Source organism: Pantoea sp. ICBG 985 (assembly GCF_002928365.1).
In the GTDB taxonomy this organism is placed as follows: Bacteria; Pseudomonadota; Gammaproteobacteria; order Enterobacterales; family Enterobacteriaceae; genus Pantoea; species Pantoea dispersa.
Genome location: NZ_POWM01000002.1, coordinates 160793 through 181351, shown reverse-complemented (window position 1 = coordinate 181351; position 20559 = coordinate 160793). Strand labels below are relative to the sequence as shown.

The window sequence follows — 20559 nt, the reverse complement described above, 5'->3', positions numbered from 1 at the left end:
CGTACCGCGCATGAAACTGCTACCATACAGTGCGGATTATCACAGGAGAGCGCCCCACTTATGCTGCTTCGTCTTGCCACAGCACTACTGATGTGCAGCGCCATTGCGCCGGCGCACGCGGTCACTATCCATGAAAGCTATGCCTTTGCGAAGCTGGGCGAACCGAAATACGCGGTCAACTTCACCCATTATGATTACGCCAATCCGGCGGCGCCAAAAGGTGGCAAGATCACCCTCGCCGTGGTGGGCACTTACGACAACTTCAACCGCTATGCGTCGCGCGGCAACCCCGGTATCGGCACTGACACGCTGTACGACGGCCTGTTTACCACCTCAGACGATGAGCCCGGCAGCTACTATCCGCTGATCGCCGAATCAGCACGCTATCCCAGCGATTATCACTGGATGGAAGTGTCTATCAATCCGCACGCGCAGTTTCAGGACGGTACACCGATCACCGCGCAGGATGTCGCCTTCACCTTCGGCAAATTCATGACCGAAGGCGTGCCGCAGTTTCGCGTGGCGTTTCGTGGCGTGCAGGTGAAAGCGCTGAACCGGCTGACAGTGCGCATTGAGATGCCCAAACCGGATAAAGACCTGGTGCTGAGCTGGATCACGCTGCCGGTGCTGCCGGAAAAATTCTGGCAGAACAAAAAATTCAATGAGCCGATTGGCTATCCGCCGCTCGCCAGTGGGCCTTACCGCGTCACTTCGTACAAATCCGGCCAGTTCATCCAATATAGTCGGGTGAAGAACTACTGGGCGGCCAATCTGCCGGTGAACCGCGGTCGCTTTAATTTCGATACCCTGCGCTACGACTACTATCTCGATGACAACGTGGCTTTTGAAGCGTTTAAGGCCGGTGCCTATGATCTGCGCGAGGAGGGTTCGGCGAAGAAATGGGCCACACAATATCGCGGGCGCAACTTCACCAGCCACGCCATTGTGAAAGCCACCACGCCGAATGACGTCGCCACCGACACGCGCTGGCTGGCGTTCAATAACGAGAAAGCATTGTTTGCCGACCGCCGCGTGCGCGAGGCGCTGACGCTGGCGTTTGATTTTGAGTGGATGAACAAAGCGCTGTTCTACGGCGCTTACAAGCGGACCGACAGCTACTTCCAGAACACCGCTTACGCCGCCAAAGGCTATCCTGACGCCGATCAGCTGGTCCTGCTCGCGCCCTACAAGGCGCAGCTGCCTGCCGAGGTCTTTAACAACACCTACGCGCCGCCGCACTCTGACGGCAGCGGCTTTGACCGCAACAATTTGCTGCGGGCGATGGCGCTGCTGAAGCAGGCCGGCTGGCAGATCAAAAATCAGCAACTAGTGAACGTGAAAACCGGCCAGCCGTTTCAGTTTGAACTGTTGCTGCGCAGCGGTTCTCAGAACGACTGGGCGCTGCCGTTCCAGCACAGCCTGGCACGGCTTGGCATTACGATGACGCTGCGTCAGGTGGACAGTTCGCAATATCTGCGCCGGCTGCGCGAAGGCGATTACGACATGATTCCGTCGCTTTATCAGGCGATGCCGTGGCCCTCCACCAGCCTGCAATATGTCTGGCAGTCGGATTACATCAGCTCATCGTGGAACACCGCGCGGGTAAAAGATCCGCTGGTCGACCATTTCGTGCAGCAGATCGTGGCGCATCAGGGCGATGAAAAAGCGCTGCTGCCGCTCGGTCAGGCGCTGGATCGCCTGCTGCTGTGGAACGCCTACATGATTCCGATGTGGTACAACGCCGAGCAGCGGCTGGCCTGGTGGGACAAGTTTTCCCATCCGCAGATTAAACCGGCGTTTGCCACCGGGCTGGAAAACTGGTGGTACGATGTGAACAAAGCCGGTCGTTTACCGGCCGATCGACGCTGAGGAGAGCGGTTTGGGTGCTTATTTCCTGCGCAGGCTGTTGCTGATTATTCCCACGCTGTGGGCCATCATCACCCTGAATTTCTTTATCGTACAGATTGCGCCGGGCGGTCCGGTCGATCAGGCGCTGGCCAACATCCAGTTTGGTCATAGCACCGGTCTGCCTGGCGGTGGCGGCAGTGACAGCGGTGCGCGCGGTGCGCTGGTGCGCGACAATCCCGGCGACAGCCAGTACCGCGGCGCGCGCGGGCTGGATCCGGAGGTGGTGGCAGAAATAACCCATCGCTACGGCTTCGATAAGCCACTGCTGCAGCGCTATGGCGAAATGCTGTGGAATTACCTGCGTTTTGACTTTGGCGACAGCCTGTTTCGTAACGCCTCGGTGCTGCAGCTGATTAAAGAGAGCCTGCCGGTGTCGATCAGCCTCGGGTTGTGGAGCACGCTGATCATCTATCTGGTGTCGATTCCGCTGGGCATCAAAAAAGCGGTGCGCAACGGCAGCGCGTTTGATATCTGGAGCAGCATCTTTATCATCATCGGCTACTCTATTCCGGCGTTTTTGTTTGCCATCATGCTGATTGTGCTGTTTGCCGGCGGCAGCTATCTCGACTGGTTCCCGCTCCGCGGCCTCACTTCGCCGCAGTTTGACACGCTGCCGTGGTACAGCAAAATCAGCGATTATCTGTGGCATATCACCCTGCCGGTGCTGGCTACGGTAATTGGCGGCTTTGCCACCCTGACCATGCTGACGAAAAATTCGTTCCTTGATGAGGTGCGCAAACAGTACGTCGTCACGGCGCGCGCCAAGGGTCTGGATGAGAAGCGCATCCTGTACGGCCACGTGTTTCGCAACGCCATGCTGCTGGTGATCGCCGGGTTTCCCGCCACCTTTATCAGTATGTTTTTCACCAGCTCGGTGCTGATTGAGGTGATGTTCTCACTTAACGGCATGGGGCTGCTCGGCTATGATGCCACCATTCAGCGCGACTATCCGGTGATGTTCGGCACGCTGTATATCTTTACGCTGATTGGCCTGCTGATGAATATTCTCAGCGATCTGACCTATACGCTGGTCGATCCACGCATTGATTTTGAGGGCCGCTGATGCGTTTATCTCCCGTTAACCAGCAGCGCTGGCAGCGCTTTCGTCACAACCGGCGCGGCTACTGGTCGCTGTGGCTGTTTCTGCTCATTTTTGTGCTGTCGCTGGGCGCGGAATTATTAGCCAATGACAAACCGCTGCTGGTGCACTATCAGCAGCGCTGGTACGCACCGCTGCTGTTTAACTACAGCGAGAGCGATTTTGGCGGCCAGTTTGCCACGGCGGCCGATTATCAGGATCCGTGGCTGAAACAACGTATTGACCAGCAGGGCTGGGCGCTGTGGGCGCCCATCCGCTTCAGCGACAGCACCATTCATTTCGCCACCGACGTGCCCTTCCCGTCACCGCCGTCCGCGCAAAACTGGCTGGGTACCGATGCTAACGGTGGCGATGTACTGGCGCGTCTGCTGTACGGCACGCGCATCTCGCTACTGTTCGGTTTGCTGTTAACGCTGTTCTCCAGCGTGATTGGCATTGTGGTGGGTGCCCTGCAGGGCTACTTTGGCGGCCGCGTTGACCTCATCGGCCAGCGATTGATTGAAGTGTGGTCCGGCATGCCGACGCTGTTTATGCTGATTCTGCTCTCCAGCGTGATCCAGCCCAATTTCTGGTGGCTGTTACTGCTGACGGTGATCTTTGGCTGGATGAGCCTGGTGAGCGTCGTGCGCGCCGAGTTCCTGCGCACGCGTAACTTTGACTATATCCGCGCCGCACGCGCGCTGGGCGTGAGCGATAGCCGCATCATGTTGCGCCACATGTTGCCCAACGCCATGGTTGCTACGCTCACCTTTCTGCCGTTTATCCTGTGCGGTTCGATCACCACGTTAACCTCACTGGATTTTCTCGGCTTCGGCCTGCCGGTGGGCTCGCCGTCGCTGGGCGAACTGCTGCTGCAGGGAAAAAACAATTTACAGGCACCGTGGCTTGGCCTTTCTGGTTTCTTCGCCCTCGCCCTGCTGCTGTCGCTGCTGATTTTTATCGGCGAAGCGGTGCGCGATGCCTTTGATCCGAGCCGGGGGCGCTAAATGAGTTTGTTAACGGTGAATCATCTGGCGGTGGCGTTCGGGCCGCGCCGCGTGGTGGAAGATATCTCGCTGCGTATCGACGCCGGCGAAACGCTGGCTCTGGTAGGCGAATCGGGATCGGGCAAGAGCGTGACGGCGCTGTCGATTATGCGTCTGCTGCCGCAGCCGCCGGTGAGTTATCCGCAGGGCGAGATCCTGTTTGACGGGCGCGATGTGTTACAGGCCAGCGAACGTGAGATGCGCGGGCTGCGCGGCAACCAGATGGCGATGATTTTTCAGGAGCCGATGGTGTCACTCAATCCGCTGCACAGCGTGGAAAAGCAGCTGTATGAAGTGCTGTCGCTGCACCGTGGCATGCGGCGTGAAGCGGCGCGCGCTGAAATTCTCAGCTGCCTCGATCGCGTAGGCATTCGCCAGGCCGCGACGCGCCTGCAGGATTTTCCGCACCAGCTGTCCGGCGGCGAGCGCCAGCGCGTGATGATCGCCATGGCCTTGCTGACGCAGCCCAAACTGCTGATTGCCGATGAGCCCACCACGGCGCTGGATGTCACGGTACAGGCACAGATTTTACAGCTGCTGCGCGAACTGCAGCGCGAACTGAACATGGGCATGCTGTTCATTACCCATAACCTGAACATTGTGCGTCAGCTGGCCCACAGCGTGACGGTGATGCGCAACGGGCGCGAGGTGGAACACAACCGCTGTGACGCACTGTTTCGCCAGCCACAGCAGCCTTATACCCGTGAGCTGCTGGCCGCCGAGCCGGACGGCGCACCGGTGCCGCTGAACGACGCGCCGCCGCTGTTGCAGGTGAATAATTTGCAGGTGGGTTTCCCGATTCGCCGTGGACTGCTGAAGCGCACCGTGGCGGAAAAAACCGCGCTACACAATCTCAGTTTTACCCTGCGGCGCGGCGAAAGCCTCGGGTTAGTCGGCGAATCCGGGTCAGGCAAAAGCACCACCGGCCTGGCGCTGCTGCGCCTGATTGCTGCGCGCGGCGAGATCTGGTTCGACGGCCAGCCGCTGCATCAGCTGAGCGCGAAGCAGCTACTGCCGCTGCGCCAGCGCATTCAGGTGGTGTTTCAGGATCCCAACTCTTCACTCAATCCGCGCATGACGGTACAGCAGGTGATTGCCGAAGGGCTGGCGGTGCACCAGCCGCAGCTCAGCGCTGCCGAACAGGAAGCCAGAGTCATTGCGGTGATGGAAGAGGTTGGCCTGGAGGCAGCGAGCCGCAGTCGCTACCCGGCGGAATTCTCTGGCGGTCAGCGCCAGCGTATCGCCATCGCCCGCGCGCTGATCCTGCAGCCGCAGCTGATCGTGCTGGATGAACCCACCTCGTCGCTGGACCGCTCGGTGCAAAAGCAGATCCTCACCCTGCTGCGCCGTTTACAGCAGCAGCATCAGCTGGCGTATCTGTTTATCAGTCACGATTTGCAGGTGGTGCGCGCGCTGTGTCATCAGCTGGTGGTGTTGCGCCAGGGTGAAGTGGTGGAACAGGGTGAATGCGAAGCGCTGTTCAACGCGCCCGCAGCAGAGTATACGCGTCAGCTGCTGGCCTCCGCGCAGGGCGAGATCGGGCCTCAGTGACCGTCAAAGGTTTCGGCGATCGCCACGCCCTGATTTTTCAGACAACAGTTAGTGGCGCTCTCGTCGCCGCGCTGAATCAGCAAACACGGCTGCCCTTCACATTCGGCAATTTTGCACTCGACCTGAATCTGCGCCAGCGTTTCCTGTAGCTGCTGCAGGATCTCCAGCGCCGGATGGCCATCATGGCTCAGCAGGCGCAGCGCGACCAGATCCCCGTCATGCGCGCCGTTCGCTGCTTCCTGGCGTTCAATGGCGCCGGCATGTTCCAGCGACCAGCGGTAAAGTTGTGGTAAACGATGCACAACCGAGAGTTGCAGCATAGTGTTTCGGTTCCCAGAGACAGTAACGTTATTCACAACGGACGGCTTCATCGCGGTGAATCCCCACCTGGCAAGCTCAGCATACGGACGTCAAGGATAGCCTTCTCGTTTTAAGCACAAAGCGTGATGCAACTTTATTATTTGCGAGCTTTCTCGCATTTATGCCTATGTTTACCGCGTTACGCGGCGCTTAACAATCATTTTAGACGCAATGTCGTTACTTTTTTATCAATTAATTTTCACAATATGGAAACATTAAGCAGAGCGAGAGTGCGGAGAGGGGCAAATCAGGAGGTGAAATAACAGCGGGCTCAGCATAGACCCGCCGCCATCACGCGGTGTGGCGCGGACGGGCGGCGTAGCTGAACAGCACGATTGAGACGGTAGCGCACAGCGCGATGGTGGCGACCATCGGCCAGGCGCTGTTGACGCTGACCAGCGACAGTAGCGCGCCAACCAGCGCACCGACGCCAAAGCGCAGCGTACCGGCCAGCGAGGATGCGGTGCCGGCCATATGGGGAAATTCGTCAAGGATCACCGCCATCGCATTGGAGGAGACGGTCGATACGCAGCCAATAAACATTGCCACGCCAAACACCAGCGGCAGGAAACCGAGGTTCAGCGCGCTGACAATCAGCAGCCAGATTCCCATGGCAAACTGAATCAGCAGACCGAGGCGGAACATCGCCAGCGGTCCGAAACGGCGCACCGCGCGGCTGTTAATCAGCGTCATGACAAACAGAAACACCACGTTGAGGCCAAAGTAGTAGCCGAAATTTTGCGGCGACACATGGTTCACTTCAATGTAAACAAACGGCCCGGCGTTAAGAAAGGTAAACAGCCCGGCAAACGAGAAGCCGCTTGCCAGCATATAGCTGAAGGCGCGTTTGTGCCGCACCAGCGCGACAAAATTGCTCAGCGTGGTGCGCAGGTGAAAACGCTGCCGCTGCTCGGGCTTAAGCGTTTCGCGGATCTGCGTTACCACCAGCACCGTGGTAATCAGTGCGGCCAATGCCAGCGTCCAGAAGATGGCGTGCCAGTTCCACAGCAACAGCAGCCAGCCGCCGATGATCGGGGCCAGCAGCGGCGCAATGGTGGTGATCAGCATGACAAACGACATCATGCGCGAGAAATCTTCTTTCGAATAACTGTCGCGCATCAGGGCGTTAATCACCACGCTGGCCGCGGCGGCGGAGAGCCCGTGCAGGAAACGCATCAGAATCAGCTGGTCAATGGATTGCGACAGCGCACAGGCTGCTGCCGCGCAGGCAAAAATCAGCGTGCCAAGCACAATCACCGGTTTACGTCCGTAGCTGTCCGCCAGCGGGCCATACACCAGCTGACCAATGGCGAAGCCAAGGATGTAGAGATTCAGCGTCATCTGTACGCTGCCGGCCGACACCGCGAATTCACGGGCGATTTGCGGCATTGCCGGCAGATACATATCAATGGAGAGCGGCATCAGCATCGCCAGCAATCCCAGAATCACCACTAATCCCACCGGTGAATTTTTTTCCTTACGCACCGCTGTCTCCCGCTATTTGCGCTGTTTCAGTTCGTCCGGCAGGCCGATGCTGTTGATTTCCGCCTCGGTCAGTTCACGGTATTCGCCTTCACCGAGCTCCTCATCCAGCACAATCTCACCGATGCTTTCGCGATGCAGCGCCGTGACGTGGTTGCCCATCGCCGCAAACATGCGTTTCACCTGGTGATAGCGCCCTTCACTGAGGGTGAGGCGCGCGGCTTTCTCATCGAGGATTTCCAGCTGCGCCGGTTTGGTCAGATCTTTCTCGTTGTGCAGCTGAATGCCGGCAGCAAATTTTTCGATCAGCCCCGCGTCAAGCGGCTGCTCCAGTTCCACCAGGTAGGTTTTCTCCAGGTGATGGCGCGGAGAGGTAATGCGATGCGACCACTGACCATCATCGGTCAGCAGCACCAGCCCGGTGGTATCAATATCCAGCCGCCCTGCCGCGTGCAGTTTGAACGCCGCCGGCTCCTCAATGAAATAGAGAATGGTGGGATGATCCGGATCGTCGGTGGAGCAGACATAGCCCTGCGGTTTATTCAGCATGAAATAGCGCGGGCCCTGCTGCACCGTCAGCGGATTGCCGTCGTACTCTACGGCATCGTCCGGCAGGACTTTATACGCGGTGTCGCGCACCACTTCGCCATTGATGGTGATCTTTCTGCCACGTATTTCACGGCCGGCGATGGCACGGCTAACTTCCAGTTGCTGAGATATGAATTTGTCGAGTCGCATGAATTCGCTTTTTTGCCTGTTACTGCGGAGGGGAACTGAAACGGCGTTTGCCCGGTAAATCATTTACAGCGTAGCGCGGCGGCCACGGCATAATTGAGCGCAGGGTTAACCGTTGAAAAAGTGTGGGCAGTATAGCCTGAACCTTCGCCTGCTAATAGTGCCGATCCTGCGTTTCAGCCACTTTCATGGCATAATGCGCGTCCGTTCCAGAAAAAGCCGGTTCCCATGTCGTTTACCCTGCGCCCCTATCAGCAAGAAGCCGTTGATGCCACCGTTGCCCATTTTCGCCGCCACGCCACGCCAGCGGTGATTGTGCTGCCGACCGGCGCCGGCAAAAGCCTGGTGATCGCCGAACTGGCGCGGCTGGCGCGCGGACGCGTGCTGGTGCTGGCTCACGTCAAAGAACTGGTGGAGCAGAACCACAGTAAATATCAGGCGTATGGCCTGGAGGCGGACATCTTCGCCGCGGGCCTGCAGCGCAAGCAGAGCGACGGTAAAGTGGTGTTCGGCAGCGTGCAATCAGTGGCGCGCAATCTGGCCAGTTTTGACAGCGCCTTTTCGCTGGTGATCGTCGATGAGTGCCATCGCATCAGCGACAACGAGGAGAGCCAGTATCAGCAGCTGTTCGCCCATCTGCGCCAGCACAATCCGCAGCTGCGTCTGCTGGGGCTGACCGCCACGCCATTCCGCCTGGGCAAAGGCTGGATTTACCAGTACCACTATCACGGCATGGTGCGCGGCGACGATAACGCGCTGTTCCGCGACTGCATCTACGAATTGCCGCTGCGCTATATGATCAAACATGGCTTTCTGGTGCCACCTGAGCGGCTGGATATGCCGGTGGTGCAGTACGATTTCAGTCGGCTGATCCCGCAGAATAATGGCCTGTTCAGTGAGGCCGATCTTAACCGCGAACTGAAACAGCAGCAGCGCGTAACTCCGCAGGTCATGCGACAGATCATCGAGTTCGCTGAGACGCGCCGCGGCGTGATGGTGTTTGCCGCAACCGTTGAACACGCGCGGGAAATTCTCAGCCTGCTGCCGGAAAACAGTGCGCTGGTATCGGCAGAAACCCCGGTGAAAGAGCGTGACCGGCTGATTCAGCAGTTCAAAGCGCAGCAGCTTAAGTTTCTGGTTAACGTGGCGGTGCTGACCACCGGCTTCGACGCGCCGCACGTCGATTTGATCGCCATTCTGCGCCCGACCGAATCGGTCAGCCTGTATCAGCAAATTGTCGGTCGCGGGTTGCGGCTGGCACCGGGCAAAACCGACTGCCTGATCCTCGATTACGCCGGAAACCCGCACGATCTCTTTACGCCCGAAGTCGGCGCACCGAAAGGCGCCAGCGATAACCAGCCGGTGCAGGTGTTTTGTCCGGCCTGCGGCTTTGCGAATACCTTCTGGGGCAAGGCGACCGAAGATGGCCACGTCATTGAGCACTTTGGCCGCCGCTGTCAGGGCGTGCTCGACGATGACGAGGGCAATCGCGCGCAGTGCGACTACCGTTTCCGCTTCAAAAGCTGCCCGGACTGCGGTGCAGAAAATGATATCGCCGCGCGCCGCTGCCAGCAGTGCGACAAGGTGCTGGTCGACCCCGATGATATGCTGAAAGCGGCGCTGAAGCTGAAAGACGCGCGCGTACTGCGCTGCAGTGGTATGACGCTGGCGCACGGACGCGATGATAAAGGCGAATGGCTGCAAGCCACCTATTTTGATGAGGATGGCACCAGCGTCAGCGAGCGCTTTCGCCTGCGCACTCCGGCGCAGCGCACCGCCTTTGAGCAGCTGTTTATGCGGCCACATCAGCGTGCGCCCGGCGTGGAGCTCGGCTGGCAGACCGCCGCTGATGTGGTGGCGCTGCAGCCGCTGCTGCGCCATCCCGATTTTGTGGTGGCGCGCGCCAAAGGCCACTTCTGGCAGGTGCGGGAAAAAATGTTCGATTATCAGGGACGCTATCGCCGTGCTAACGAGCTGCGCTAAGCGGCGGAATCATTTGCCCCGCTGTGGCAATCCGGCTATAATGCCGCCCGCTTTTGCATCCGTAAAAGCGTATTGAATAACCGTCCTGTTGCTGGGTCGCCTGTAGCAGGAACTATAGAAGAGATCTTAAGATGTTCACTATTAATGCAGAAGTACGTAAAGAGCAGGGTAAGGGTGCGAGCCGCCGCCTGCGCGCAGCGAACAAATTCCCGGCCATCATCTATGGCGGTAAAGACGCTGCGGTTTCTATCGAACTGGACCACGACGCTGTGATGAACATGCAGGCTAAGCCTGAGTTCTACAGCGACGTGCTGACTCTGGTTGTTGACGGTAAAGAAACCAAAGTTAAAGTTCAGGCTGTTCAGCGTCACCCGTTCAAGCCAAAACTGCACCACATCGACTTCGTTCGCGCTTAATCGCTAACGGGTTGACGAAAAAACGCCGCATCTGCGGCGTTTTTTTATGGCGCAAATCCGGCGATCACTGACCGCCGGTGCGACGCTGCAGCTGATCGCGCAGATTCGGCGGCGTGCCTTTAATGGTCAGCGTATCGGTGGCCGGATCCCAGAAAATGCGCTCGCCCAGCAGCATGGCATCAAAGTTAAGCGTTAATCCCCCGCCGCTACCGGCAAACTTCGTCAGCTGACGCAGGGTGCTGCGGTCAGCCGGGAAATGCTCTTCCAGCTCATAACCCTGTTCCTGGGTAAACGCCTGAAAGGTTTTTTCGCCCAGCGGCGGCAGTTCGCTGGAGAGATCTTCCAGCGCAATCTCCTCGCCCGCCTGCAGCTGTTCATTGCAGTAGCTGTAGACCTGTTGGCGATAGTTCTGGCGCTCATTTTTATCCAGGCTGGACTCGGCGCAGTAATCATCTACCGCCTGCAGCAGCCCGCGGTTCTGTGCTTTGGTATCCAGACCGACGCTGGCGCCGAGGAAATCCATGAAGAAATCGGCCACTTTACGCCCCACGCGTCCGCGCAGGAAGGTCAGGTAGCGCGTGGATTCCGGGTTGGTTTCCCACTCGGTGAGATCGATACGTGCCACGATATCGGCATGATTGATGTCCAGATAGTGCGTGCTGCTGATGTCGAGCTGCTCATTGACACGCATGCTCGACTGGCTGTTCAGCACCGCCACCAGCAGATACTCCACCGCCAGATAGCGATAGTGCAGAAACAGCACCACGCCGCCTTCGGCGAACGGGTATTTGCTCAGCTCGTCGCGCAGGCGTCCGGTAGCCGCACGGCTGAACGCCAGGAAGTCATCCTGCCCTTTGCGGCAGTTGCGCAGCGCTTCCGCCAGCTCGCTGTCTTCATTAAACAGGCCGTAAGCCTTGCTTTTGGCGCTATAGACGCGGTGTAACTCTTCCGCCATCTCTTCCACCGCCTGCGTGGCAGGTAACAGGGTATCGCGCAGCACCAGTTCCAGCTGGTTTTCATCACGTTTGACTAACTGATGCAGGGCAATCTGGTCGATATCCAGACTCATGGTAGACTCTCCTTTTGGCTCAGGCGCGTATTCAAACACCGCCCGCAGCCGCTTTCAACTGCGCGCACAAACTGATCGTTCTGCTTGCGATAAAATTGCGGAAAAAAGTGCGTTGTTACGGTAATATACCGCGTTTTCACACTTGATTAGTCGACGATATGCCACAATCATCCCGTTACAGCGACGCGCGCGTCGAACAGCTTCTCGCGCAGCTGGCGCAGGTTCTTGAAAAAGACAAAGCGCCAACCGATCTTTCCCTGATGGTGTTGGGGAACATGGTGACCAATTTGATCAACACCGACATCGCACCGGCCCAGCGCCGCAGCCTCGCCCGCTCGTTTGCGGAAGCGCTGCAGTCTTCCGTGCGCGATGACAACGCCCACTAAATTGCAGATTTGACCTCATAAATATGGTAACCAACCGGCAGCGCTACCGTGAAAAAGTCTCCCAGATGATCAGCTGGGGGCACTGGTTTGCCCTGTTTAATATTCTGTTTGCGCTTATTTTAGGCAGCCGCTACCTGTTGGTCGCCGACTGGCCCTCTTCCCTCGCCGGCCGTATTTATGCGTTTACCAGCTGGATTGGCCATTTCAGCTTTATCGTGTTTGCCGCTTATCTGCTGATCATCTTCCCTCTGACGTTTGTCGCCATGTCGCAGCGGTTGCTGCGCGTGCTCTCCGCCGTGGTCGCCACGGCCGGGCTGACGCTGATTATGGTCGACAGCGCGGTGTTCAACCGTTTCCATCTGCACCTCAATCCGGTGGTGTGGGAACTGGTGGTCAACCCCGATCAAAGCGAGATGGCGCGCGACTGGCAGCTGATGTTTATCAGCGTACCGCTGATTTTCCTCGTTGAAATGCTGTTTGCCACCTGGAGCTGGCAAAAGCTGCGCAGCCTGAACCGGCGTTCGTTTGGCAAGCCGCTGGCCGCGCTGTTTATCAGCGCCTTCTTTGCCAGTCATCTGCTGTATATCTGGGCAGACGCCAACTTCTACCGGCCGATTACCATGCAGCGTGCCAACCTGCCGCTCTCCTATCCGATGACGGCACGGCGTTTTCTGGAGCGACACGGCCTGCTGGATGCGCAGGAGTATCAGCGCCGTCTGGTGCAACAGGGCGATCCGGAAGCGCTGTCGGTGCAGTATCCGCTCAGCGATATTACGTTCCGCGATGGCGGAACGCGCCACAACCTGCTGATTCTGACGGTGGACGGACTGAACAATGCCACGGTGGATAAAGCGCTGCCGTCGCTCAATCAATTCGCCAGTGAAAATGTGCGCTTTACCCAGCATTACAGCGCCGGACTGCAGCCGGAAAAAGGCCTGTTCGGCCTGTTCTATGGTATCTCCTCCAGCTACATGGACGGCGTGCTGGCGGCGCGCATGCCCTCTGCCCTGCTCGGCGCGCTGAACAGCCAGGGTTATCAGTTCGGCCTGTTCTCTTCCGATGGCTTTAGCCAGCCGCTGTACCGTCAGGCGCTGCTGGCGGATTACAGCCTGCCGCAGGCTGATACCCAGCCCAACAGCACCACGGTGACGCAGTGGCAGAACTGGCTCAATGGTCAGAAAGGCGGCGCGCCCTGGTTCTCATGGATCGCGCTCAACGGCGTGACGGTAACCGGCGACAGTACCAAAGCGCGCCAGCGCAGCTATATGCGCCAGGCGACAGGCGTGGATGAACAAATCGCGACGGTGCTGCATACGCTGCAGCAGAATGATGCGCTGAAAAATACCGTGGTGGTGATCACGGCGCAGCGCGCCATTACCTTCGACAACAGCGATAATCCGGGCAACCGCGCGACGCTGCAGGTACCGCTGGTGGTGCACTGGCCGAATACCCCGGCGCAGAGCATCGATCGCCTGACCGATCAGCAGGATGTGATGACCACGCTGATGCAGCGCCTGCTGCACGTGCGCACCAATCCGGTTAACTATTCGCAGGGTGAAGATCTGTTTGCCGCGCAGCGCAGCCATAACTGGGTCGCCAGCAGTGAAGATGGCAAACTGGTGGTGACCACGCCAACGGTGACGCTGGTGCTCAGCAACAACGGTAACTACAGCGCGTACGATGCCCAGGGCAAAGAGCTGAAAGATCATAAACCTCAGCTGGCGCTGCTGTTGCAGGTGCTGACGGAAGAGAAACGGTTCACGGCAAACTGATTAATTATGAGGCAGTTAAGCTGCCGGCATATTGCAATCGCCAACGGAACCAGTAGTATAACCCTCCACGTTCGGCACGTAGCGCAGCCTGGTAGCGCACTGTCATGGGGTGTCAGGGGTCGGAGGTTCAAATCCTCTCGTGCCGACCAAAATCCCAAAGAAAAGCAGCCTTTATGGCTGCTTTTTTATTTTCTGCTGTAAAATCGCGGCGTTAAGCACAGCGCGGTAATAAATCCTAACGCTTTCCTTCATTGCATAATGACCAATCCTTTCCAGGCTTAAACGGTTAATCACCAATGCAAGGAGGAAACATGCTTGATGAATATAAACGCTGCGTGGAGGCTTGTTATCTGTGCGCAGCCGCGTGCGACCACTGCGCAACATCCTGTCTGGATGAGGAAAATGTGGAGATGATGCGCGAATGCATCAGGCTGGATATGCAGTGCGCCAATACCTGTCGCCTCACGGCGCAGTTCATGGCGCTAAACAGTGCATCGGTGCAGCAGCTCTGTCAGTTCTGCGTCGACATCTGCCAGCAGTGCGCGCAGTCGTGCCAGCAGCATCAACACCAGCACTGCCAGCAATGCGCTCAGGCCTGTCAGCGCTGTGCAGAAGAGTGCCGTAAAATGGCGGCATGATGCCAGCCGGATTGAGATTCGCTGCGGCGAATCTCAATCGTTGACGCTGAGTGAAACCTCTGCCTCGCAGGATTGCACCAGAATCAGCGGGCATTTCTTCACCTTACACGCCTGCGAATAAGCCAGCTCGCACACTTCGCAGATATCGCGCACTTCCGACTCATACTCATACTCCATGAAGTAGCGAAACGTACCGCTGCGCGTGTCGCTGCGCCAGAAGCGTTGCGGTTCCAGGATTTCATCCAGCTGCCTGAAGGTCAGGGCTGAGGGGTTGTGAAAACCCACTCTTACACGATATTTAGTCATGCCCTGATAATTATCGAGTTTCCGCTGCGTTGCCAGCCGGAAACAATTCTCGCTGGGATAGGGAAAATCTTTGCTGTGGATAACGCATCGGGTGCCGCAACCAAAGGCGCGACGATCGCGGCACAGATGAAGGGCTAACCCGTCAGCGTTTGATTTTTAAATCATCATCCCAGCGGTCTGCCGCCGCGTTTGCGGGATCGTGATCCTGCAGCAAAAACTCGCCGTTTTGCTGGGCGATCTGCTCACCGGTATCGGTAATCGCGTTTTGAATAAATACCTTTGCCTGCGCGCCATTCACAAAGGTGAGCTGATGGAAGGCAGTTTTGTTGCCCCAGTCTTTCGACGGCGCTGAAATATAGCGGATGGTGTAACTCTGGTCCTCAACGCTGCCCTGTATCACGTAGAGGCCATAATGATTTTCGCCCTGCGACAGGATTTTATACACCCCGTTGCTGTAGTAATAAATCACCGCATCCGGGAACGGCTTTTCATCATAGAGCTTGCGGTAGTGCAGTTTATGCACAAAGGTGGGTTTGCCGGGCACCATTTCAATATTGCCCTGCGCATTCTGGAAGCTGAGATCTGCTGCCTGTGCAGCGCCTACGCTCATGCAACCCAGTAACATTATGCCAGCCAGTTTTTGCATCGTTCGCTCCTTAGCCTCTTTCGTCAGCCACCAGCATGTTACGCCCACGCTTCACCTCAGTTAAACGAAGCGGCTATTGGTGTGTGATGAGCTTCATAATACAGCCATCACCGGAAGGATAGAGATGGAAAATGACGGCGCCATTACCGCGCCAGAAGCGGCTATTCGTCACCACTGCGACAGGCCCTGACCTTACTGTTCAGAGTGCAAAATCCTGCAGCATAATCTTGCATCACACTTCATTCATGCTGCGAATCAGGTACTTAACTGAAGTCAGCAAAGCCGACCGGGATCACGTTTTTACTGATTTGTGACAGCAATTCATTAAAGTGAAACAAAAATGTCACAGATTTCCCCTACCCTAAAGCTCCCGTTTATTTGATGGAATCTCGTTATGGTCATCAAAGCAAAAAACCTGCAGGATGCGGAAGAACTCCTGCACTCAGGCATCAGCAAAGTGGAGCTGGCGTATGATATTGGCAGCGATGATTTCTTCCGCCTGGCGAGCCACTGGTGCGACCGTGGTGCACGCATTACCAAAGGCCACCACCATTTTGTGGTGCAGATGAAGAGCTTCGCTATCCCGCCAAATCGCTAACCCGCAGCAGCCTTTTCGGCTTGCTCTGCCCGCGGCTGACTGGTAAAACACGCTTTTCCATCAGCCGTTACTCGTTATGTTCTCAGCCGAAACATCCCTGCCGCTGCCCGCTTGTGGTTTCATCACCGCCGCTGGCCACACCGCTGAATCGCTGTCGCTGGCGTGGTGCCGCTTTGATCGGCAACAGTGGCACGCCGCTTTACCTGCGCAGTGGCAACTGCCGCTGCCGTCCGCGCTACAGCAGGCAGCCAGCAAACGCAAAATTGAATATCTCGCCAGCCGCTGGCTGGTGCGGCAACAGCTGGCGCAGCTGGGCATCAGCGATTTCGTGCTGCACAACGCACCGGACCGCTCACCGTGCTGGCCGGCAGGCATCCGTGCTTCGCTGTCGCATAGCCATGACTGCGTGGTGATGGCCGCGACGCGCGAGGCATTGTATGTGGGCATTGATGTTGAGCAGGTGATGGCAGAGGAAACCGCGCAGGACACGGCGGAACTGCTGATGAACGCGCAGGAGCGCGCGCTGCTGGAGGGCCAGCCGCTGCCCTTTGCGCAGGCAGCAACGCTGCTGTTTTCGCTGAAAGAGAGTCTTTATAAGGCGCTATGGCCGCGGCTGCATCAGCCCATGGCGTTTCATCAGGCAGCGCTGATCGAGCTCGACCTGCCGCAGCAGCGCGCCAGGCTGCAGCTGTGTCAGGATTTCAGCGCGGAATTTACCCGCAGCACCGTGCTGGACGCACGCTTCTGGCTGCAGCCGGCGCGCGTGGTCACACTGCTCACTCACCCGGCCTGCACGCAATAAAAAACCGGCGCGGAATAAGCCCGGGCCGGTGACAACACAAGACGACAGAAGTGTTCCAGGGAGGCAGAGACGAGGATCTCTGCTGCCATTCACTGTATCCCGCTGACAACGTCCTGCCCAATAAGGGTTTTTGCTAAGCTTTGCCGCCAGCCGTCAATGGCCGGTATCGGTGCGTTTGACGGCGTCCAGCGTGGCCATTTCGCGCTCGCGGCCGGTCAGCTCGCTTAACTGCCCATCGCGCATTTCCAGCAGCCGATCGGCATGAATAAAGTAGTGATCGTCATGGCTGATGGCGAACACGGTTTTGCCGGACGCCTGAAGCCACGGCAGCAGCTCGCGGTAGAAGATGCGGCGGAAGTGCGGGTCCTGATCGGCCGCCCACTCATCGAGCAGCAGGATATCGCGCTCCTCCGCCGCCGCCAGCAGCAGAGCAAGGCGCTTGCTCTGCCCTTTCGACAGCTGCAGGTTGAGTACCCGGTTGCCTTCCAGCTTCAGCTTGTCCTGCATTTTCAGCCGTTCCAGCCACTGCTGCACCAGCGCCGGATTAGCCGGCTCACCACCGCGACGAATCAAACGGTCAAACAGGTGCACGTCAGTGAATACCGCCGAAAAGTGCTGGCGATAAGCATCAAGGTTATGCCAGTCCACCTCTTTACCGTCCAGCAGCAGGTGGCCTGAATGCGGCTGATACAGCCCGGTCAGCAGCATCGCCAGCGTGGATTTACCGCTGCCGTTACCGCCAATCAGAAACACCAGTTCACCGCGGCGCAGCGTCAGGTTGATCGGCCCGACGGCAAAACCGTGCTCGCCATAATGGAAACAGACGTCGCGCAGCTCCAGCGTCTGCCAGTCGCTCACCGTCGGCAGCGCGTTGAAACCGGCGCTGTAGGGAGCCAGATCGAAGGTATTAATTTTCCGTAATGCCACCTGTGCGCTGAGCAGCGTCGGCAGCGCGCCTACTGCCGCCAGCAGCGGCGTGCGCAGGAACAGCAGCGTCAGCGAATAGGTCGCGGCGACAGCGGTATTGGCCCAGCCGAGACCGTTGGCCATGAAGAACACAATACCAATCGCGCCGAGCATCATAATGTTCGACCAGTTCACGGCGCTGAGATGGAAGGTATCGGCGCGCACAATGTGACGACGATAATCCGTGGCATTTTCCTGATACACGGTGTCGTAAATCAGTTGGGCGCGCTCGCGGTTAAGCTGCAGCTCTTTGCGCCCTTCAATGATGGTCTGAAAATCGCGGTACAGCTCGTCCTCGATGTCGCGCAGCTTCGCCATGTGCTGATAGACGCGCGACACCAGCAGCCAGCCGCCGATCAGCGTCACCACCAGCCACAGCGTGGTGATCAACAGCATTTGCGGTGACAGCCACGCCAGATAGATCGCGGAACCCAGCGTAATAATGATGCCCTGAATCAGCTCCGGCAGGCGCACAAACGCGATAGTGATGGCACGCACGTCGCTGGTCAGGCCGGCCAGCAGCTGAGCGTTACCAATCTGCTCAATGCGTTCAACCCGGGTATCCAGAATACGTTTGATAAACTCACCGCGCAGCCGCCAGACAAAATGGTGGCCGAGCTGAGTCAGCGCCAGCTGCGACGCCAGCGTCACCGCCATCAGCAAAAACAGCTGGGCGAGAAAGCCCGGCAGCACGGTGAGCGAGGTATTAACTGCCACGATCAGTTCATTATTGATGTAGGCGATCAGCCCGATACCCAGCGCGGCGCTGAGCAGCGTCAGCACAATCACGCCGATAAACGGCCAGCGGTACTGGCGAAAAACAACCTGAAGCAATGCCATTAAAAATTATCCAGAGGTCAACCAGGCAGCCTGCAGTTTAATGGCGCTTCGGGTGAAGGCAAGAATAATTCTCATCCGTTTTACGGTTACTGGGCGCGGCGGAATGTCAGGTTGTAACGGAACGCGCCAGCCTGCGGATGGATGCCCGCTTTTAGCGGCAAAATGCCGTGATAGCGCAGGCGCGACGGACCGCCCCACACCACGATATCGCCGTGCTCCAGCAGCACGCGCTGCGTCGCATCGCCGCGCTCGAAACCGCCAAACTGAAAAACGGCCGGCAGGCCAAGCGATACCGAGACAATCGGCTGGCGTAAGTCTTTCTCATCCTTATCCTGATGCAGCGTCAGTTTGGCGCCGGGCTCATAGCGGTTAATCAGGCAGGCGTCCGGATTGAAACCGGCAAAGCCGGCCTCCTGCGCGGTCTGCTGCGCCAGCGTGCGGAACAGCGCGGGCATCGGCGGCCATTTACGGCCGCTGCTGACATCCTGTTCGGTGTACTGGTAACCGCGCGAATCGGTCGACCAGCCGAAATCGCCGCAATTGGTCATGGCGACTGACATGCGATGTCCACCCGGCGTGATGCGATGGGCAAACGGGTTAAGGGCCGCGACGTCATGAATCGCCGTCAGCAGCGCATCGGCCTGCTCGCGCGCCCGGCGCCGCAGAATCACCGCGCCCTCGGCCAGCGGTTCCTGCCATGGCGCATCCTCACTAAATAGATCCAGCACAGTTACCTCCTGTCAGGTCAGGGCTGATCGATAAGAAACGATTTGAACTGTGGCGACATCCAGTGGCTGAAGCCGTCGCCCTGCTTCGTAATCAGATACACCGCCAGATGCTGTTTCAGCGCCAGCGCTTTGGCACGCTCGGTGCCGAGCACCATCAGCCCGGTGTCCCAGCCGTCGGCTTCCAGCGCGGTGGTGGCAATCACCGTGGCTGAGACCAGCCGGTGATCGATGGGTCGGCCGCTGGCCGGATCGATCACGTGCGAGATGCGTTTGCCATCCAGTTCATAATAGTTGCGATAGCTGCCGGAGGTGCTGATTCCGTGCCCCTGCAGATCGACGCGTGCCTCCACCGCGTTCTCGCGATCGGTCGGTTTCTGGATGGCGACCCGCCACGGCTGCTGGCTGGCATTCAGGCCGCGACTCAGCACCGCCCCGCCCACCGACACCAGATAATTAGTGATACCCTGCTGCTCCATCAGCCGCGCCAGGTGATCGGTAGCGTAGCCTTCGCCCATGGTGGAGAGATCAACATACAGGCCAGGCAGATCTTTCTGCAGCCACTGGCCGTTCACCGTTTCAATCACGCGCAGGTGCTGCAGGCCGGTCTGCGCTTTGGCGGCGGCAATAGCGGCATCCGATGGCGTATGAGCCGGCTGCTGCGCCGGGCCAAAGCCCCACAGATTCACCAGCGGTCCGACGGTAATGTCCATCGCGCCGCCGGTCAGCTGGCCGATGCGCAGCGCGCGGGTGACGATATCGGCCATATCGGCACTGACCGGCTGAGGATCCTGCCCCTGATACTGGTTGAAGCGCGACAGCACCGAGTCCTTTTTCCAGGTGGAGAGTTCGCCATCGTCGCGATCGAGCTGCTGCTGAATCGCCTGCTGCAGCGCGGCTTTACGCTGAGAATCCACGCCCGCCAGACTCACGCGCCACACCGTTCCCATGGTTTTGCCTTCCAGCACCAGCGCCTGCTGCGCCGGTTTTTGCTCGCACCCGCTCAGCAGCAGTGCTACCATGCCTGTCAGCAGAATGTTCTGAAAATTCATCAATTCCTCGTCTGTAACTCATTACTACAGCCTATTACAAAGCATAACTCGCTTGTAAAACCGTCTAAAGCTGCTTGAAGTTGATCGCTGGCTGGCACAGCATACTGCGTTCCTGCACGAGAATCCTTACAGGAGCGACAGATGATTTATATGATCCTTGCTATTACCGCCGGGTTATTTGCTTACGGAAGCTTCCGTTG

At 58.1% G+C, this 20559-nt stretch carries 20 protein-coding genes and 1 tRNA gene; 12 read left to right on the top strand and 9 right to left on the bottom strand.

The features are described 5' to 3' along the window. Positions 1-60 precede the first annotated feature (60 nt). Genes C1Y42_RS06885 through yejF form a run of 4 tightly spaced genes read left to right on the top strand, consistent with a single transcriptional unit; the run spans position 61 to position 5583 of the window. Positions 61-1869, top strand: coding sequence for an extracellular solute-binding protein (locus tag C1Y42_RS06885; RefSeq protein WP_104093085.1), 1809 nt, complete (start codon positions 61-63; stop codon positions 1867-1869). Between the two features lie 10 nt (positions 1870-1879). Continuing rightward, on the top strand, positions 1880-2971 hold the full coding sequence (locus C1Y42_RS06880) for a microcin C ABC transporter permease YejB (protein WP_058757245.1): 1092 nt from the start codon (positions 1880-1882) through the stop codon (positions 2969-2971). Then, a complete protein-coding gene (locus C1Y42_RS06875; protein ID WP_021509256.1) occupies positions 2971-3993 on the top strand; it encodes an ABC transporter permease in 1023 nt (340 codons plus the stop codon). The genes C1Y42_RS06880 and C1Y42_RS06875 overlap by 1 nt, the downstream gene beginning before the upstream one ends. Next, a complete protein-coding gene (gene yejF, locus C1Y42_RS06870; RefSeq protein WP_104093084.1) occupies positions 3994-5583 on the top strand; it encodes a microcin C ABC transporter ATP-binding protein YejF in 1590 nt (529 codons plus the stop codon). Here the strand turns inward: yejF and C1Y42_RS06865 are convergent. The 3 genes from C1Y42_RS06865 to rsuA all read right to left on the bottom strand — a co-directional run bounded on the left by C1Y42_RS06865 (position 5577) and on the right by rsuA (position 8163). Then, positions 5577-5903 carry a hypothetical protein gene (locus C1Y42_RS06865; protein ID WP_021509254.1) on the bottom strand — a complete coding sequence of 109 codons (327 nt, stop codon included), beginning with the start codon at positions 5901-5903 and terminating at the stop codon, positions 5577-5579. The genes yejF and C1Y42_RS06865 overlap by 7 nt on opposite strands. Before the next feature lie 331 nt (positions 5904-6234). Then, positions 6235-7428: a Bcr/CflA family multidrug efflux MFS transporter gene (locus tag C1Y42_RS06860; protein WP_021509253.1), complete on the bottom strand. Its 1194-nt coding sequence runs from the start codon at positions 7426-7428 to the stop codon at positions 6235-6237. 12 nt (positions 7429-7440) lie between these two features. Then, the gene (gene rsuA, locus C1Y42_RS06855; RefSeq protein ID WP_021509252.1) at positions 7441-8163 is read right to left on the bottom strand and encodes a 16S rRNA pseudouridine(516) synthase RsuA; all 723 of its coding nucleotides are present in this window, start codon (positions 8161-8163) and stop codon (positions 7441-7443) included. Between the two features lie 225 nt (positions 8164-8388). On the opposite strand from rsuA, the gene C1Y42_RS06850 reads away from it, so the two are divergent. Together C1Y42_RS06850 and rplY are read left to right on the top strand one after the other, a co-directional pair. After that, positions 8389-10143 (top strand): DEAD/DEAH box helicase, encoded by a 1755-nt coding sequence (locus tag C1Y42_RS06850; protein ID WP_104093083.1) that lies wholly within the window; start codon positions 8389-8391, stop codon positions 10141-10143. Positions 10144-10274: 131 nt separating this feature from the next. Next, positions 10275-10559 (top strand): 50S ribosomal protein L25, encoded by a 285-nt coding sequence (gene rplY, locus C1Y42_RS06845; RefSeq protein ID WP_010618083.1) that lies wholly within the window; start codon positions 10275-10277, stop codon positions 10557-10559. A 64-nt stretch (positions 10560-10623) separates the two neighbouring features. Here the strand turns inward: rplY and yejK are convergent, their stop codons facing one another. Further along, a complete protein-coding gene (gene yejK, locus C1Y42_RS06840; protein WP_021509250.1) occupies positions 10624-11628 on the bottom strand; it encodes a nucleoid-associated protein YejK in 1005 nt (334 codons plus the stop codon). A 158-nt stretch (positions 11629-11786) separates the two neighbouring features. Between yejK and C1Y42_RS06835 the strand changes: the two genes are divergently transcribed. The 4 genes from C1Y42_RS06835 to C1Y42_RS06820 all read left to right on the top strand — a co-directional run bounded on the left by C1Y42_RS06835 (position 11787) and on the right by C1Y42_RS06820 (position 14424). Next, positions 11787-12014: a YejL family protein gene (locus tag C1Y42_RS06835; RefSeq protein ID WP_021509249.1), complete on the top strand. Its 228-nt coding sequence runs from the start codon at positions 11787-11789 to the stop codon at positions 12012-12014. A 23-nt stretch (positions 12015-12037) separates the two neighbouring features. Then, positions 12038-13786, top strand: coding sequence for an LPS biosynthesis-modulating metalloenzyme YejM (gene yejM, locus C1Y42_RS06830; RefSeq protein ID WP_021509248.1), 1749 nt, complete (start codon positions 12038-12040; stop codon positions 13784-13786). Positions 13787-13858: 72 nt separating this feature from the next. Next, positions 13859-13935 (top strand) — tRNA-Pro (locus C1Y42_RS06825). Positions 13936-14097: 162 nt separating this feature from the next. Then, positions 14098-14424 (top strand): four-helix bundle copper-binding protein, encoded by a 327-nt coding sequence (locus C1Y42_RS06820; protein WP_104093082.1) that lies wholly within the window; start codon positions 14098-14100, stop codon positions 14422-14424. 33 nt (positions 14425-14457) lie between these two features. Here the strand turns inward: C1Y42_RS06820 and C1Y42_RS06815 are convergent, their stop codons facing one another. Both C1Y42_RS06815 and C1Y42_RS06810 read right to left on the bottom strand, forming a co-directional pair. Then, positions 14458-14730 (bottom strand): hypothetical protein, encoded by a 273-nt coding sequence (locus tag C1Y42_RS06815; RefSeq protein ID WP_104093081.1) that lies wholly within the window; start codon positions 14728-14730, stop codon positions 14458-14460. A 142-nt stretch (positions 14731-14872) separates the two neighbouring features. Continuing rightward, positions 14873-15376: a hypothetical protein gene (locus C1Y42_RS06810; protein WP_199188962.1), complete on the bottom strand. Its 504-nt coding sequence runs from the start codon at positions 15374-15376 to the stop codon at positions 14873-14875. Positions 15377-15770: 394 nt separating this feature from the next. Between C1Y42_RS06810 and C1Y42_RS06805 the strand changes: the two genes are divergently transcribed. Both C1Y42_RS06805 and C1Y42_RS06800 read left to right on the top strand, forming a co-directional pair. Continuing rightward, complete coding sequence (locus C1Y42_RS06805) at positions 15771-15974, top strand: hypothetical protein (protein ID WP_010618078.1); 204 nt, start codon at positions 15771-15773, stop codon at positions 15972-15974. A gap of 76 nt (positions 15975-16050) precedes the next feature. Next, on the top strand, positions 16051-16776 hold the full coding sequence (locus C1Y42_RS06800; RefSeq protein WP_104093080.1) for a 4'-phosphopantetheinyl transferase: 726 nt from the start codon (positions 16051-16053) through the stop codon (positions 16774-16776). A gap of 153 nt (positions 16777-16929) precedes the next feature. Here the strand turns inward: C1Y42_RS06800 and C1Y42_RS06795 are convergent, their stop codons facing one another. From C1Y42_RS06795 to apbE, 3 genes are all read right to left on the bottom strand, one after another. Further along, complete coding sequence (locus C1Y42_RS06795) at positions 16930-18582, bottom strand: multidrug ABC transporter permease/ATP-binding protein (protein WP_104093079.1); 1653 nt, start codon at positions 18580-18582, stop codon at positions 16930-16932. 86 nt (positions 18583-18668) lie between these two features. Next, positions 18669-19310 (bottom strand): DNA oxidative demethylase AlkB, encoded by a 642-nt coding sequence (gene alkB, locus C1Y42_RS06790; protein WP_058769918.1) that lies wholly within the window; start codon positions 19308-19310, stop codon positions 18669-18671. A 17-nt stretch (positions 19311-19327) separates the two neighbouring features. Next, positions 19328-20359, bottom strand: a complete 1032-nt coding sequence (apbE, locus tag C1Y42_RS06785) for an FAD:protein FMN transferase ApbE (protein ID WP_058775798.1) — start codon at positions 20357-20359, stop codon at positions 19328-19330. Positions 20360-20559: the final 200 nt, after the last annotated feature.